The organism is Chryseobacterium limigenitum (genome assembly GCF_900114875.1).
GTDB lineage: Bacteria > Bacteroidota > Bacteroidia > Flavobacteriales > Weeksellaceae > Chryseobacterium > Chryseobacterium limigenitum.
Map to the genome: position 1 here is coordinate 135,339 of NZ_FPKW01000001.1, position 14,532 is coordinate 149,870.

Consider the following 14,532-nt stretch of genomic DNA (forward strand, 5'->3'; position numbering starts at 1 on the left):
AACCTATTAAAGAGTATTTACATAAACTGTGCAAGGTAATTTTAGCATATAGGGAGGAGATTAGCTAAATGATTGATTTTGTTGATATTTACTGATTACAAATGTGTTTTTTGAACTATTATACTACTGTAAACACCCCATATAAGGTAATTTTAGTGTTTAATTAAAGTTAAACAGCAATGACTTTATGAGATAAATTTCAAGCCGAATTAAGCTCTTAATTTAATTCAAATTAAACACAGATTTTTAAGGGTATTTTTCAAGTAATTAACAATTTACATTTGTATATAAAAAGTAATTAACATATTTATCCACTATCCACATGTTTAAGATAATTACACTCATTTCGAGATAAATAGGGTTTTCTACACTTAAAGTAATATTCTAAATAAGATTTAAGTAAATTTTATAACTATCTGAATTTAAGTAATTTAAATATATGTAATTAAATTATCCACAATCCACAATTTTATCCACAGACAAACTGTCATTTTACATTGTTTAACAAGTTTACAAACGTTAATTTTATTTTTTAACTAAAAATGGTTAAATTTGACTCTTGTAAACTATTCCACAATGAATTTTGAACAGATCTACTTAGAAAATCCTAATTTCCCAAACCGTTATATTTCCCCTGAAAAATTATTTTCATACTTACAGACGAATCTCGCAGATTATATTCAGGAGATCGGAAAATCGTATTTGGAGAAACCTATTTATAAATTAAGCATCGGAACCGGAAACATCAATATTCTGGCTTGGTCACAAATGCACGGAAATGAGTCGAACGCTACTCACGCAATGTTAGATTTGCTGATCACTTTAGATAAAGCTCCGGCACTGAAAGGAGAACTTTTCAGTAACATCAAACTGGATTTTATTTTTATGCTAAATCCTGACGGCTCTGAAAAATGGACAAGACTTAATGCTTCGGATATTGATCTTAACAGAGACTTCCATAACGAGTCAAGTAAAGAGATTAAATTTCTGAAAAATACTGTTGCTTCAAAGAAGTATGATTACGCTCTGAATTTACATGAGCAGAGAACAATTTTTACAACAGACGGAATCCATCCTGCGACTTTATCATTTTTGGCACCTTCGGAAAATGTTGAACGTACGGTTACTGATAACAGGAAAAAATGCATGGCGGTAATTGCGGAAGTTTATCATCATTTAAAAGAATTAATTCCAAATCAGATCGGCAGATATTCTGATGAGTTTTATCCGACCTCTACAGGCGATAATTTTATCAAAGCGGGAATGCCTACAATTTTATTTGAAGGCGGACATTTTGTAGACGACTACACGAGAAAAGGAACAAGAAAATATTATACGATTGCATTGTATTACGCACTAAAAGCGATCAGTGAACTAAACTCTGATATTACAGGCTGGGAAGCTTATCTTGAAATTCCCGAAAATCAGGAAACGCATTACGATATCGTTTACAGAAATGTAAAATTGAATACCGATCATGAATGCATTTTAGATGTGGCTGTTCAGTATCGTGAAATTATGGAGGAGGGCAAAGACGAAATATCTTTTGTGCCGTTTGTAATGGAAGTCGGAGATGTGAAGAAAAGAAAGGGTTGGCTCGAGATCGATTGCACCGGAAAGAAATTTATTTCTGTCACTAAATATCCTAAACTGGATGCTGTAGTAGAATTTAAAATAGAAGACTAAAAAAGCGGAACAAATTGTTCCGCTTTTGTTTTTTATAAGTTTTTTAAACGCAAAGTTTTCATTTTAGGAGTTAATATTTTTAAAATAAAACTTTGTCAAATCTTAATTCACAACTTTAATTCCGTTAGCCACAAATCTGATTTCTTCTTTTGGAGTTGTGATGGCGTCAATTTCAGTCTGAGGCTTTTTAACATCCTCTGCATAATGTTTTTGCTCATCAACAGAAGTTACCTTTCTTTCAGCGCTTCCGTCAAGCACAACGGTTTTACCTTTCAAAGCAGTAGGAACGAAAAATGCATAATCTTTCATTTTTACGAAGAACTGAGAATTATCTTCAGTCTGGATTGTTAACCAACAACCTTTTTTATCACAAACATCAACTACTTTTCCTTTAATGGCTACATTCTCTACTTTTTTGTTCTCTTTTTTAAGCTTTTTGCTTAATTTTTCTACAGAAATAGCTTTAGATTCTACTCCGGAAGAAACTGCACTTCCGTATGTATCACCTACCACTGCATTTCCTGCTGGCGGACCGACTTTCTTTGTTTCCTGTGCAAAAGCTAAAGTGGATGCACTTACAGCGACTGCAAATAATATTGCTTTGAATTTCATTTTTAATATTTTTTCCAAAAATACTAATAAATATTGAATCAGAAATCGTTAAATACTTGATAAAAAACAGGTCGTTTTCTAAATTTTAAACAAAATCCGAAACGCATCACATATTTATTTATATTTGACGCCTATACTTGACTATGCAAAAAAAACTAAAACTTTGGGACGCCATTATGCTCGTAATGGGTTCCATGATCGGAAGTGGGATCTTCATTGTAAGTGCCGACATGATGCGGAACCTAGGATCCGGATATTGGCTTATCGTTGTTTGGGTGATCACGGGAATCATGACGGTTGCAGCAGCGATCAGTTATGGTGAGTTATCCGCTTTATTTCCTAAGGCAGGAGGGCAATACACCTACCTTAAAGAGATCTTCGGTAAAAAGATGGGGTTCTTGTACGGATGGGGATTATTTACGGTAATACAGACAGGTACAATCGCTGCGGTGGCAATGGCTTTCGGAAAGTTTACGGCATATTTGGTTCCTGCTCTTAATGATGCAGCACCTATCTTTCAAAGTGGAGAATTTAAAATCACCTGGATACAGATTTTAGCGATCGGTACTATAATTTTATTGACTTATTTTAATACAAGAGGAGTAGAAAGCGGAAAAATATTACAGAATGTTTTCACAGGTTCTAAAATCATAGCCTTGTTAGGTTTAATTGCTGCCGGATTTATTTTGGTTGATTTCTCTCATTTGGCGGAAAATTTTAGTTTGGGATATGATTCTTTCAGCAATCTTAAAAAAGATGCTCTCGGAAACTTCCTGAAAGAAGGTTGGGAACCCATCGGCGGAATGACTCTTCTGGGAGGAATTGCAGCGGCAATGGTAGGTTCCGTATTCAGTTCTGTGGCTTGGGAAAGTGTGACGTTCGTTTCGGGTGAAATTGAAAATCCAAAGAAAAACGTCGTAAAATCTATGATCTACGGAACAACTGCCGTAATGATCTTATACATCGCCGTGAATTATGTTTACTTAAACGCATTAGACAGAGACGCGATCGCCTTTGCAGAAAATGATAGAGTAGCGGTTGCCGCTTCACACTTTATTTTCGGGAGTGCAGGAACGGTAATTATTGCCGTTTTGGTAATGGTTTCGACTTTCGGTTGCAACAATGGATTGATCTTAGCGGGAGCAAGAGTTTTCCAAACTATGGCCAAAGACGGGATGTTCTTCAAACAGGCCGAAAAAAACAACAAAAACGATGTTCCTGCTAATGCACTATGGATGCAGGGAGTTTGGGCTTCTTTGCTGTGTTTAAGCGGTCAGTACGGGAATCTTTTAGATATGATATCATTCGTGATCGTTTTATTTTACATGATAACCGTTTTTGGAGTTATTTATTTAAGATTTAAGCAGCCTGATCTCGAAAGGCCATACAAAGCATGGTTATATCCGATCACACCGATTATTTACTTATTGATCGGAACAGGTTTCTGTATTTTATTGTTAATTTACAAACAACAGTACACCTGGCCGGGATTCGTAATGGTCTTACTCGGACTTCCGGTGTATTACTTTATCAATCGAAACAAGAAAATAGAAGAATAAATTTCAAAAGCTGTTTGACTAAGTCGGACAGCTTTTTTATTATTTATTTTTGAAGCAATTTCCCGCTTTCCACTGTATCTTTTTTGTTACGACCTCCGCTTCGCTCCGGCCGCAACAAAAAAGGATGTCGTTCCAATCGGGGCTAGGGTTTTTGTCGTTCTTTTAAATTTTCGTCATTATTAAGCCATCGCTTCATAAAATCAACTTGTTGATTCCTCTTCGCTCACTTAAAATAACGTTGTCAAAAAATAAAACTTTGCGTTAAAAAAATCCAATTCATTATAAAGCTTTCAAACTTGTTTCAAATCAGGAAATTTTAAACAATATTTTTAATTTCATATAACATTTTATTTACTGAAAATGTTTAATTTGGTATTTCGTTTCAAGTAAACAAGACTATGACGTAAAAAATAAAGTTGAATCATGGACACACCAAATTACAGAATGCCTTTTGTTCCATCAACATTAATGACGGAGGGAGGAAGTATAGACACCTGCGACATGGGTGAAAGTATTGCCCACAACATTATGTTGCTGATAACCACCAAAAAGGGCGAAAACAGATATGATGAAAATTACGGAAACGACGTTTGGAATCTGGAATTCGATAATGGAGTTACAAGTGCAGTCTGGGAAAATATTTTTATCAAAAGTCTCAAAAGACAGATACAGGAATACGAACCCCGAATCGTTCAGCCGCAGATTGATGCCAACATTCAGTTTGTAGAACACAATTACGACACAAAAGAACATACGGAAATCAAAAAGAAAGTAAGAGTTGCCATTAATGCAAAAATGGAAGAGTCAGGAGAGCGTTTCAGCTTTTCTACGGAATTATTTTTGAGCCCGATGTCCATCGACTAAATATTTTTATTGTAACCAGAATTTATGAATTTAGACCAGAATATTTATTCCAAAGAATCTGTAAAAGCAAGAATGCTTCAGAACGCAACCAAAGTTTGGGGACTAAAAAGTCCGCAGTCATTGGATCCTTTTGTTAAATTACTGATCGATGCATTCAGTACAGAAGTTTTTAAAGCAAACAACGAAATACAGACCGTAAATGCCCGCATTTTAGAAAAGCTGGCCAAATTACTGACTCCGTCAATTTATACTCACCCGATTCCTTCGCACGCTGTTGCATTTACACAACCTTACGAATCTTCGGAGGTTTTGTTGGAGCATACTGAGTTTTTCTTCAAAAAGCAGATGACTTCCACCGTAAAATCGGAATCGGATAAACAGGTAAATATTCCTTTTACACCGATCGGGAATGTGAGAATCAATAAAGCTCAGACATCAATCATGTTTGTAGGAAATACATGCTACAGTATTGATGACAGATTGAATAAGATTCCGATCTCAAGATTTCAGGGAAAACCGGAGGACTACAGAAAAGTAACGATCGGAATCAACGTCAGCAAATATGTAAGCGAAAATTTCCCTAAATATTTAAGTATTTTCTGTTCAAATCCAGCTTTCGAACATTTGGATTTTGTTTACAAGCTCTTGCCGTATATTACGGTTACCAGCAACGGAAATCCTTTGTTTGTGAGAGAAGGATTATCATACCTGAAAAGCAGTCAGCCGGAAGGGTATGAGCAGATGTTTCGTGAACAGTCGATCAAAACAAAAACAATTGAAGATATCAAAAGCATTTACCACCATAAATTCATTGAGATCACAGGAACTTCGGACAGTCTTTTTTCTGAACCGGGAAAACTTCCTCAAAATCTGGATTTCCTTGAAGATAAAGGTGAAATTTCAAAACATATCGAAGGAAAACGTTATTTGTGGCTGACTTTCGAGTTTCCGCCACAGTTTTCTGCAGAGATTTTAGATAATTTTTCTTTTGTTTTAAATGCTTTCCCGATTTATAACAGAGGCTGGAAAAAAACAGAGTACAGTCTGGACATTATGGGAAATAATATTCCTTTGGTAACAGATGAGGGTGAGCATTTTCTTTATGTTGATGAAGTTCAGGACGGGGAAGGAAGAAGATACACAGAAATTCCTTTCACTCCGGCAGATGACTTAAAAAAAGGTTTGTACACTGTCCGAAAAGGCGGAATGGAACGATTTACCAACAGAAATGCAGTCGACATGATTGCAAACGTGTTGGAACTGACAAGAGATGAGATCGCAGCGTTTTCACTTTTAAACAGAGATAATGTGAAAGGTGTGCTTAGCGAAATGTCCGATAAAATGAAATCAATGGTTCAGAAAGTGAATAATGCGAAAAGAAGTATTAAACAGGAACTGAACTACGTAATCATGGAGCCTGTAGAAAAAACGGATCATACGTACGCGTCATTTTGGGTGACTCATTGTACGTTGGCCAATCATATGCGCCCGGGAACGGAACTTTCCAATCAGTTAAAATCGCAGTCGTTGGTACTTCTTACAGAAAGTATCGGCGGATCTGAAGAGCAAAAAGGAACCGACAGTATTCAGGCTTATAAATATGCTTTGACGACAAGAGATAAGATTATTTCTCTGGAAGACGTTAAAAACTATTGCAGAATGGTTCTGAAAGACGAAGTAAAAGACGTAAGAGTAAAACGTGGAACCATGATCAGTAACAGACCAAAAGAAGGTTTTGTAAGAACCGTTGAGGTTGAGATCATTCCCCAAAACTATTCCTTCTATGGAAGAGCTTATTGGGAAAATATGGCGAACATTCTCAGAAATCAAATCATTTCTAAAGCAATCGACGGAATTGAGTATGTTGTAAAGATCAGCAACGAAGATGTAGATTTCTTTGAAAATTAATTTTTTTTAAAACTAAAGATTCTTCGGCTTCGCTCAGGATGATACTGGTGAATTATTCTGCATAGAGATAGCAATTAGTATTAGAGAGGTCATCCTGAGCGGAGTCGAAGGATTTTAATAATAAACTATAGAAACATTCATTTAGTTTAAAAAACTAACTTGAAATTAAATATTTCCTCTATTTTACAGTTAATAAACTAACATTTTTTAACACAAAAAATTCCATAAAATTCCGTATTTTTGCACAGCGTGATTTTCAGGTAAAATCACATCAAATTATGAGCAAATCAACAGAATATATAGAAGTTTACGGAGCGAGAGAGCATAATCTTAAGAACATTAATGTTAAAATTCCACGTAATGAATTAGTCGTGATTACAGGACTTTCAGGAAGCGGAAAATCTTCATTGGCTTTTGACACGATTTTTGCGGAAGGTCAGCGTCGTTATATTGAAACATTTTCAGCGTACGCACGTCAGTTCTTAGGCGGGTTGGAGCGTCCTGATGTAGATAAAATCGAAGGACTTTCGCCTGTAATTGCGATTGAACAAAAGACAACCAACAAAAACCCGCGTTCAACTGTGGGAACCGTTACAGAATTGTACGATTACCTTCGCCTTTTGTACGCAAGAGTTTCTGATGCCTATTCATTATCTACAGGAAAAAAATTGGTGAGCTATACGGAAGAGCAGATCCTGGATACCATCAAAAAAAATTATAAAGGAGAGAAATTGATGTTGATGGCACCTGTTGTGCGTTCCAGAAAAGGTCATTATCACGAGCTTTTTGTTCAGATGGCTAAAAAAGGATACGGACAGGCAAGAATTGACGGTGAATTACAGGATATTGAATATGATCTAAAACTTGACCGTTACAAAACCCACGACATCGATATTGTGATCGACCGTTGGATCATCGGGGAAAGCGCTTCCGAAAGCAGAATGGAGAAATCCTTACGTACAGCAACGGAAATGGGAGAAGGACTGATCGGAATTCAGAAGCTGGGAAGTTCGGAAATTGAGTATTTCTCAAAAAACTTAATGGATGCAGAAACAGGACATTCATTAGCGTTACCGGAACCGAATACTTTTTCATTCAATTCACCGAAAGGAAGCTGTCCGGATTGTAAAGGTTTAGGGACAATCAAAAAAATAAACACCGATTATTTTGTTGAAAATAATAAATTATCAATCAATCAGGGAGGTTTACTGCCTTTGGAAGATATTAAATCTAATAAATGGATCCTATCTCAGATCAAAAGTATCCTTGAGATCTTCGGACTTGGCTTAACGACTCCTTTTAAAGATATTCCGGAAGAAGCGTTGGATTATATTTACAATGGTTGTCATAAAGAATTCAATAAAGATCTGAAATACGCAGGAATTGCAAAAAAAATAAAGATCAGTTTTGACGGTCTGATTCCTTTTATGGAAGAAATGATTGATGAAAGAGAATCTTACGAAGCGATTTTGCTGGAAAGACATTTCACAACAGAAGAAACTTGTCCTTCATGTGGTGGAGCCCGCCTTCAGCCCGGAAGTTTAAGTTTTAAAATTGATGGAAAAAATATTGCTGAGGTTAACGGATTAAGTTTAGCCGACCTGAAAGACTGGTTAGCTGATATTAAAGATAAGTTTTCCGAAAAACATAAAATCATCGCTCACGAAATTTTAAAGGAGATCGAAACCCGACTTCAGTTCTTACTGGATGTTGGTTTGGATTATTTAAGTTTGAGCAGAAGTTCAAAAACGCTTTCAGGAGGGGAGTCTCAAAGAATTCGTCTGGCAACACAAATAGGCTCTCAGTTGGTGAATGTCTTATATATTTTGGATGAACCAAGTATCGGACTGCACCAGAGAGACAACGAAAGATTAATTAATTCATTAAAAAATCTTCGTGACATCGGAAATTCTGTTTTAGTAGTTGAACACGACAAAGACATGATTCTTGAAGCCGATGAGGTTTTAGACATTGGTCCAAGAGCCGGAAAATTCGGTGGCGAGATCCTTTGGCAGGGAAAACCAAAAGACTTATTGAAAGCTGATACAATAACAGCAGATTATATTACAGGAAAAAGAAAAATTGAAGTTCCTAGCGAAAGAAGAGCCGGGAACGGAAAAAATATTGTTTTAAAAGGAGCAACAGGAAATAACCTTAAAAATGTTAATCTTGATATTCCGTTAGGAAAATTGGTGGTGGTGACAGGAATTTCAGGAAGCGGAAAATCTTCTCTGATCAACGGAACTTTGTATCCGATCCTTAACAAACATTTTTACAGAGCCGTTCAGGAACCTTTACCATATAAAAAAATCGAAGGTCTTGAAAACATTGATAAAATTGTAGATGTAGATCAAACCCCGATCGGAAGAACACCTCGTTCAAATCCTGCAACCTACACAGGAATGTTTACGGATATCAGAAACCTTTTTGCAGAATTGCCGGAAAGTAAAATCCGTGGTTACAAGCCTGGAAGATTTTCTTTCAACGTAAAAGGCGGAAGATGCGAAACCTGTCAGGGTGGAGGTTTGAAAGTCATTGAAATGAATTTCTTGCCTGATGTTTATGTTCATTGTGAAACCTGCAACGGAAAACGATTCAACAGAGAAACGCTTGAGGTTCGTTACAAAGGAAAATCTATTTCTGATGTGTTGGATATGACGATTGATGAAGCGGTAGATTTCTTCCAGCCGATTCCTAAGATTTTTGCTAAAGTGAAAACTTTGCAGGATGTTGGTTTGGGATATATTACTTTAGGACAGCAATCGACTACACTTTCCGGAGGGGAAGCGCAACGTATCAAGTTAGCAACAGAACTAGCAAAAAGACAGACAGGAAATACCTTATATATTCTTGATGAACCAACAACCGGACTTCATTTTGAAGACGTAAAAATTCTGATGGAAGCGATCAATCAATTGGTAGAGCTTGGAAATTCATTCATTATTATTGAGCATAATATGGATGTGATAAAATTAGCAGATCATATTATTGATGTTGGTCCGGAAGGAGGAAAATATGGCGGTGAAATTGTAGCCAAAGGAACTCCAGAGGAAATTGTGAAGTCTAAGAAAAGTTTGACAGGGAAGTTTTTGAAGAGGGAATTGGAGTAGGATAATATTAGCTCAATCTTTGTCATTCCGTAGGAATCTCGACAATGAAGCTAATATAAGGATATAGATTCCTGCTGAAATACAAACGAGAGACAAAATATTAAGGCTAAATTGATAAAGTTTAGCCTTTTTTGTGCTCAATATTAACCTCCAATGTTAAGTTTTCAATTATTTTAAAATTTTATTTACTTGATAATCAGTGTTTTAAACTACAATGTTAACTCAATGTTAACTGTGTGTGAATTTAATATTAATTATTTTTAATATCTTTGGTAAGAGATACAAAATAATTTAATTATAATATTTAAAACCAGATAGTTATGAAAAATAAAATTCAAATCTTTATTGCTTCCCTTTTAGTTTGCGGATCTATATCTGTAATAAACACTGCGAAAGCACAAACTACAGATAGCAATGTAATACAGGAGATTCAGCTGAATAAAAATGATATGTTAAGTGAAGTAAGAAATGAGTTGGTAGGTAATTTCGATTTCACCAATTACGAATATAAACAAGGAGTCGTCAATTCGGAAGTGAAATTTGAAATTGCAGAAAACGGAAAAATTACGAACGTTCATTCTACAGGCGACTGCAAAAATGTAAGTAAAGAAATTGAAAACGTTTTAACCAATCTTAAAATAAACCGTAAAAAATTAAATGAAAATATGGCGGCATACACATATGTAATGCCTGTAACAGTAGAAATTGATAATAGATAGATAAATAATAGTTCTTTAAAATAAACCATACAGATTTCTGTGTGGTTTTGTTTTTTAATGCAAATCCTGAAAGTTTTAAATATAAAACTGTAATAAACTAAATAAAATATCGTTTTAACTTTAATCCACAAAATTAAAACAATATGAAAAATTTAAAGAAACTCAACAAAGAAGAACTAAAAGAAGTGTACGGAGGACAGCCAAAAAAGTACTGCGTGTACTGTGAAAGATTGAATCAGACTGTATGCAGTGAGGTGCCTATCGCTCAATGTCCTTAATAAAAACAAAAAACTGCCTGAAATAAGCAGTTTTTTTATGTTGAAAATTTAAATCTATTTTTTAGCTCCCGAAATAAAGCTCTGTAAATTAGATTTTAAATCATTTTTTCCTCCAAACTTTTCCGAAAAAGTAATATTATCAACTTTCCATCCGCTGTCAAGAGTGTTTACTAGATGTACTGTGTCGCTCCAGGTAATTTTCGGAGAAACTTGTGAATTTTCAAAATCAATGGTAACATCGGCAGTCATGCCCACAGGTTTTGTGCCCATTAATTGAACTGATTTTATTTTGTAAGTCGTATATCCTTCATACAGACTTGTAAAAATTGATCCTTCCATTAATAAAGGCTTATCTGTAGGATGGTCACTCTTTTTTACTTTCTCGATATCGGCTTTTGATGCATCTATTGCTTCCTGAAAAGTTTTTTCCAGCTCCGGAGAGAAGAGATCTTTTGGAATAGGTTTGTTATAAATTACATCGCTGGACTTTCCATAAGTAGCATACAAGGTTTTTACTTTCTGAGCGATCTCGGTATCGGCTTCCAGTGCCTTAGGTTTGGGTTCATTTTTTATACAGCTTGTAAAAAGCAGAAAAATGCTTAGGTAAAAAAATACTTGCTTCATAATTTGTGTGTGTCTTTAATTTTTTTCGAAAAAATAATTTCAAAACCTATGCCAACAATCATGTATAAAGTACTTTATGCATTTACGACTTCATATTTCTTTTTCAGGTTTAAGAAAAATTTTTCATAGGTTATAAAAGATATCCATGAGATGAAGATGGTTGCAGATAAGATCGTAGAATATAATACTGTATTGTACAGAAATATGTTATTCATTTTCGGAATGTATTTTACCAATAAAATAACAATGATCCAGTGATAAAGATAAATACCGTAGGAAATTTTTCCTAAAAATCGTGTAATCTTATTATCAATATTTATTTTAGGATGCTGAACAATATTATAAATTGAAAAAGCAAAAAGCACTGCATAAATTTCATCATTCAAATGATTTATTCCAAATTTGAAAAACCATAAAATAAAGGGAAGCAGGGTTAAAATTATAGTTATAAAATTATATTTAAACAAAATTTTATTAATGTATTCTTTATTTCTGAAAAATAAGAAACCAATCAAAGTACCAATTCCTAAACAATTGAATTTTGTTCCATAAAAAAATCGACTAATCGTATTGTAAATTTCTTCACTTTTAAAAAAGATCTGATTGATAAACTTCAAACCAAAAGGCAGAAGCGTAAAAAATGCAATCAGTGCAATAATATAGTTTAGTGCTTTTTTCCTTTTTGAAATAAAGATAAAAAGTAATGGCCAGACAATGTAAAACTGTTCTTCAACACCTATCGACCATATCTGCGGACTGATGTCCCATGTTTCCTGAAGCGCATACGCTACATTGGGGAAGATAAATAAAGGCAATAAAATTCTGATCAGAGAATAATCCGGATTAAAAATGATATAAGACAGAAATAAAACCAGATAATACAAAGGCCAAATCCGCAAAACTCTCCTCATATAGAAGTTTTTGAGATCAATACCACTACTTTTTTCCTGTTCTGCTAATAACAAATAAGTAATAAGAAAACCACTGATAACAAAGAAAAGTATTACAGAAATATGACCGTCAGGGTAGATCAGGGTAGGATTGTCGATAAAATTAAGGATTCTGTTGTCTTTCTTTATGATTTCAACATGATCCACAACAACAATTGTTGCCGCTAATGCTCTTAATGTATCTAATCCTTTTAAATGTTTCATCATCTATGACCTGATTGACGGCAAATTTAATGTTTATATTTAAAACTAAAGTAATTCCTTTAAACTTGAAATTATTATCACAGCAAATCATAAAAATTAATACATTTGATAGCATAAATAAATTCTTGTGAATCCTATTCTAGATGTAGTTGTCCGCTCACTTTGTGTTTACCTTTTTATGATGGTTGCTATTCGGCTGTTCGGTAAAAACCAGCTTTCTCAGCTTAATGCGGGAGATGTGGTTTTATTGTTGCTGATTTCCAATGCGGTTCAGAATGCGATGGTAGGACAGGATACTTCTCTACAGGGTGGTCTTATTGCGGCTTTGGTTCTTTTTGCAGCCAATTTTATTGTAAAAAGATTAATGTTTACAAACCCGTCTTTCAAAACTTTTATGGAAGCAGATCCTGTAATCTTGATAAAGGACGGTAAAGTAGATGAGAAAGCTTTAGATGATGTTAAAATAAATATTGATGAACTTGAAGAAGCTATTCGTGAGCATGGCGTTGACGGAATTAAAAATGTAAAGTTATCCATTCTTGAAGTTGATGGAAACATTAGTGTAATTTCAGAAGATGAAAAAGATAAGCAAACGCACTATTCAAGAATTAAAAGAAAAAACAAAAGAAAATATCATTAAATACAATGAATTACGAAATACGAGAAATGCTTCCCGCTGATGAGCCTAAAGTTCTGGAAATCTACAAGCAGGGAATAGATGGAGGAATGGCCACATTTGAAACAGAAGTTCCCAATAGAGAAGTCTGGAATACGGATTTTTTTAACGACTGCAGATGGGTGCTGGAAAACGAAAATAATGAAGTGGTTGGCTGGTGCGCTCTGAAACACATCAGTAAAAGAGAATGTTATAAAGGTGTTGCAGAAGTAAGCATCTATTTCGACAATAATTATCAGGGACTGGGTTTGGGTTCGGTTTTGCTTAAAAAGATGATTTTGGATAGTGAAAACCACGGATTTTGGACTTTACAGGCTAATATCTTCCCCGAAAATGAAGCGTCGATCAGATTTCATCAAAAAAACGGTTTCAAAAATGTTGGTCTCCATAAAAAAATCGCAAAATTAAACGGAGAGTGGAAAGACGTTATCTCGTACGAAAGAAGAAGTGAAATAATTAACTAGATAATGTTTAAATCGAAGAAATTATAAAGTTTCTTAAAATTTATATACAATCGAATAATAAAGCTTTATTGGCATTAGTCTTGCAAGTTTTTGTAATGTAATTTGAAAATAGTTGATTTATGAAAATGCTGACTAAAATAGTAGGGTTTTTCTTACTGATTTTTTCTTTTGCTTATTATCAAGCATCACCTCTCCAAAAAGGCCGTCATCATCGTGGCCACGGATCGTCGAAACATTATTATCACGGGCCGAGACCGCATTACAGACCTGTAGCTTACGGGCATCATAGGCCTGCAAGACACTATTATAAACCAAGACATTATTACAAACCGGTAAGACCTCACAGATATTCTCATCACAGAAGACATTATGTGTTGCCTAGACCGGTAGTTGTCGTAAGATTATAAATAAAGAAGCACTGATAATTTTCAGTGCTTTTGCTTTATGGGGAAAATTTATTTTAAGTGGAAATGATATATAACTCAAATATTAATTTCAATTTTTAAAATTAAAATCTAGATTTTTTAGGATTTAAGAAAGTGTTGAAGATCATTACTTCCTGGCCAAACTTATTTTCAACGATTTCAGTGATATTTAAAAGCTCACTTTCCATAAAATCATTTCGGACATCATCATTGTCGAACATCAGAAGAAGGTTATAATTTTTCCCGTCTTCGATATAATCGCTGTGTACTTCAGAAAGGATATATTTATTTACATCCAATAGGTTTTCAGTCATTAAAACCAATGTTTCATCCATATAATTTTCCCATTTTTCGATATTATCTTTTGTGCAGTGGAAAGTTATACTTAATACGCTCATATTTTATGAATTTTTAAGATTTTGTTGGTAAATTCTAGGGCAAAAATCGACAAAT

14 protein-coding genes are annotated in these 14,532 nt (G+C 34.5%); 10 read left to right on the forward strand and 4 right to left on the reverse strand.

Annotated elements, in window-relative coordinates:
• Window positions 1-576: 576 nt before the first annotated feature.
• Entirely contained in the window at window positions 577-1,686 is a 1,110-nt protein-coding gene (locus BT156_RS00640; RefSeq protein ID WP_072406208.1) for a M14 family zinc carboxypeptidase, read from the forward strand.
• Between the two features lie 102 nt (window positions 1,687-1,788).
• Here the strand turns inward: BT156_RS00640 and BT156_RS00645 are convergent, their stop codons facing one another.
• Window positions 1,789-2,298 carry a DUF4920 domain-containing protein gene (locus BT156_RS00645; protein ID WP_072406210.1) on the reverse strand — a complete coding sequence of 170 codons (510 nt, stop codon included), beginning with the start codon at window positions 2,296-2,298 and terminating at the stop codon, window positions 1,789-1,791.
• Between the two features lie 143 nt (window positions 2,299-2,441).
• Here BT156_RS00645 and BT156_RS00650 point away from each other — a divergent pair, with 143 nt between their 5' ends.
• From BT156_RS00650 to BT156_RS00675, 6 genes are all read left to right on the forward strand, one after another.
• On the forward strand, window positions 2,442-3,857 hold the full coding sequence (locus tag BT156_RS00650) for an APC family permease (RefSeq protein ID WP_072406212.1): 1,416 nt from the start codon (window positions 2,442-2,444) through the stop codon (window positions 3,855-3,857).
• Window positions 3,858-4,280: 423 nt separating this feature from the next.
• Window positions 4,281-4,721: a GPW/gp25 family protein gene (locus BT156_RS00655; protein WP_066758179.1), complete on the forward strand. Its 441-nt coding sequence runs from the start codon at window positions 4,281-4,283 to the stop codon at window positions 4,719-4,721.
• A 24-nt stretch (window positions 4,722-4,745) separates the two neighbouring features.
• Complete coding sequence (locus BT156_RS00660; protein WP_072406214.1) at window positions 4,746-6,629, forward strand: type VI secretion system baseplate subunit TssF; 1,884 nt, start codon at window positions 4,746-4,748, stop codon at window positions 6,627-6,629.
• A gap of 278 nt (window positions 6,630-6,907) precedes the next feature.
• Window positions 6,908-9,739: an excinuclease ABC subunit UvrA gene (gene uvrA, locus BT156_RS00665; RefSeq protein WP_072406216.1), complete on the forward strand. Its 2,832-nt coding sequence runs from the start codon at window positions 6,908-6,910 to the stop codon at window positions 9,737-9,739.
• 320 nt (window positions 9,740-10,059) lie between these two features.
• Complete coding sequence (locus BT156_RS00670; protein ID WP_072406218.1) at window positions 10,060-10,458, forward strand: hypothetical protein; 399 nt, start codon at window positions 10,060-10,062, stop codon at window positions 10,456-10,458.
• 143 nt (window positions 10,459-10,601) lie between these two features.
• The gene (locus BT156_RS00675; RefSeq protein ID WP_072406220.1) at window positions 10,602-10,736 is read left to right on the forward strand and encodes a bacteriocin-like protein; all 135 of its coding nucleotides are present in this window, start codon (window positions 10,602-10,604) and stop codon (window positions 10,734-10,736) included.
• A gap of 54 nt (window positions 10,737-10,790) precedes the next feature.
• Here the strand turns inward: BT156_RS00675 and BT156_RS00680 are convergent, their stop codons facing one another.
• Window positions 10,791-11,360 carry a hypothetical protein gene (locus BT156_RS00680; RefSeq protein WP_072406222.1) on the reverse strand — a complete coding sequence of 190 codons (570 nt, stop codon included), beginning with the start codon at window positions 11,358-11,360 and terminating at the stop codon, window positions 10,791-10,793.
• A 74-nt stretch (window positions 11,361-11,434) separates the two neighbouring features.
• Complete coding sequence (locus BT156_RS00685; protein ID WP_072406224.1) at window positions 11,435-12,517, reverse strand: acyltransferase family protein; 1,083 nt, start codon at window positions 12,515-12,517, stop codon at window positions 11,435-11,437.
• Window positions 12,518-12,641: 124 nt separating this feature from the next.
• On the opposite strand from BT156_RS00685, the gene BT156_RS00690 reads away from it, so the two are divergent.
• The 3 genes from BT156_RS00690 to BT156_RS21830 all read left to right on the forward strand — a co-directional run bounded on the left by BT156_RS00690 (window position 12,642) and on the right by BT156_RS21830 (window position 14,061).
• Window positions 12,642-13,154: a DUF421 domain-containing protein gene (locus BT156_RS00690; protein WP_072406227.1), complete on the forward strand. Its 513-nt coding sequence runs from the start codon at window positions 12,642-12,644 to the stop codon at window positions 13,152-13,154.
• A 5-nt stretch (window positions 13,155-13,159) separates the two neighbouring features.
• On the forward strand, window positions 13,160-13,654 hold the full coding sequence (locus BT156_RS00695; protein ID WP_072406230.1) for a GNAT family N-acetyltransferase: 495 nt from the start codon (window positions 13,160-13,162) through the stop codon (window positions 13,652-13,654).
• A gap of 119 nt (window positions 13,655-13,773) precedes the next feature.
• A complete protein-coding gene (locus BT156_RS21830; protein ID WP_139255386.1) occupies window positions 13,774-14,061 on the forward strand; it encodes a hypothetical protein in 288 nt (95 codons plus the stop codon).
• 101 nt (window positions 14,062-14,162) lie between these two features.
• On the opposite strand, the gene BT156_RS00700 is transcribed toward BT156_RS21830, so the two are convergent.
• Complete coding sequence (locus BT156_RS00700) at window positions 14,163-14,477, reverse strand: DUF4286 family protein (protein WP_072406233.1); 315 nt, start codon at window positions 14,475-14,477, stop codon at window positions 14,163-14,165.
• Window positions 14,478-14,532 lie beyond the last annotated feature (55 nt).

What these genes read in the sequence shown, in the direction of transcription:
- BT156_RS00640 (WP_072406208.1), top strand. Translation starts at nt 577, where the DNA reads ATGAATTTTGAACAGATCTACTTAGAAAATCCTAATTTCCCAAACCGT.
- BT156_RS00645 (WP_072406210.1), bottom strand. Translation starts at nt 2,298, where the DNA reads ATGAAATTCAAAGCAATATTATTTGCAGTCGCTGTAAGTGCATCCACT.
- BT156_RS00650 (WP_072406212.1), top strand. Translation starts at nt 2,442, where the DNA reads ATGCAAAAAAAACTAAAACTTTGGGACGCCATTATGCTCGTAATGGGT.
- BT156_RS00655 (WP_066758179.1), top strand. Translation starts at nt 4,281, where the DNA reads ATGGACACACCAAATTACAGAATGCCTTTTGTTCCATCAACATTAATG.
- BT156_RS00660 (WP_072406214.1), top strand. Translation starts at nt 4,746, where the DNA reads ATGAATTTAGACCAGAATATTTATTCCAAAGAATCTGTAAAAGCAAGA.
- uvrA (WP_072406216.1), top strand. Translation starts at nt 6,908, where the DNA reads ATGAGCAAATCAACAGAATATATAGAAGTTTACGGAGCGAGAGAGCAT.
- BT156_RS00670 (WP_072406218.1), top strand. Translation starts at nt 10,060, where the DNA reads ATGAAAAATAAAATTCAAATCTTTATTGCTTCCCTTTTAGTTTGCGGA.
- BT156_RS00675 (WP_072406220.1), top strand. Translation starts at nt 10,602, where the DNA reads ATGAAAAATTTAAAGAAACTCAACAAAGAAGAACTAAAAGAAGTGTAC.
- BT156_RS00680 (WP_072406222.1), bottom strand. Translation starts at nt 11,360, where the DNA reads ATGAAGCAAGTATTTTTTTACCTAAGCATTTTTCTGCTTTTTACAAGC.
- BT156_RS00685 (WP_072406224.1), bottom strand. Translation starts at nt 12,517, where the DNA reads ATGATGAAACATTTAAAAGGATTAGATACATTAAGAGCATTAGCGGCA.
- BT156_RS00695 (WP_072406230.1), top strand. Translation starts at nt 13,160, where the DNA reads ATGAATTACGAAATACGAGAAATGCTTCCCGCTGATGAGCCTAAAGTT.
- BT156_RS21830 (WP_139255386.1), top strand. Translation starts at nt 13,774, where the DNA reads ATGAAAATGCTGACTAAAATAGTAGGGTTTTTCTTACTGATTTTTTCT.
- BT156_RS00700 (WP_072406233.1), bottom strand. Translation starts at nt 14,477, where the DNA reads ATGAGCGTATTAAGTATAACTTTCCACTGCACAAAAGATAATATCGAA.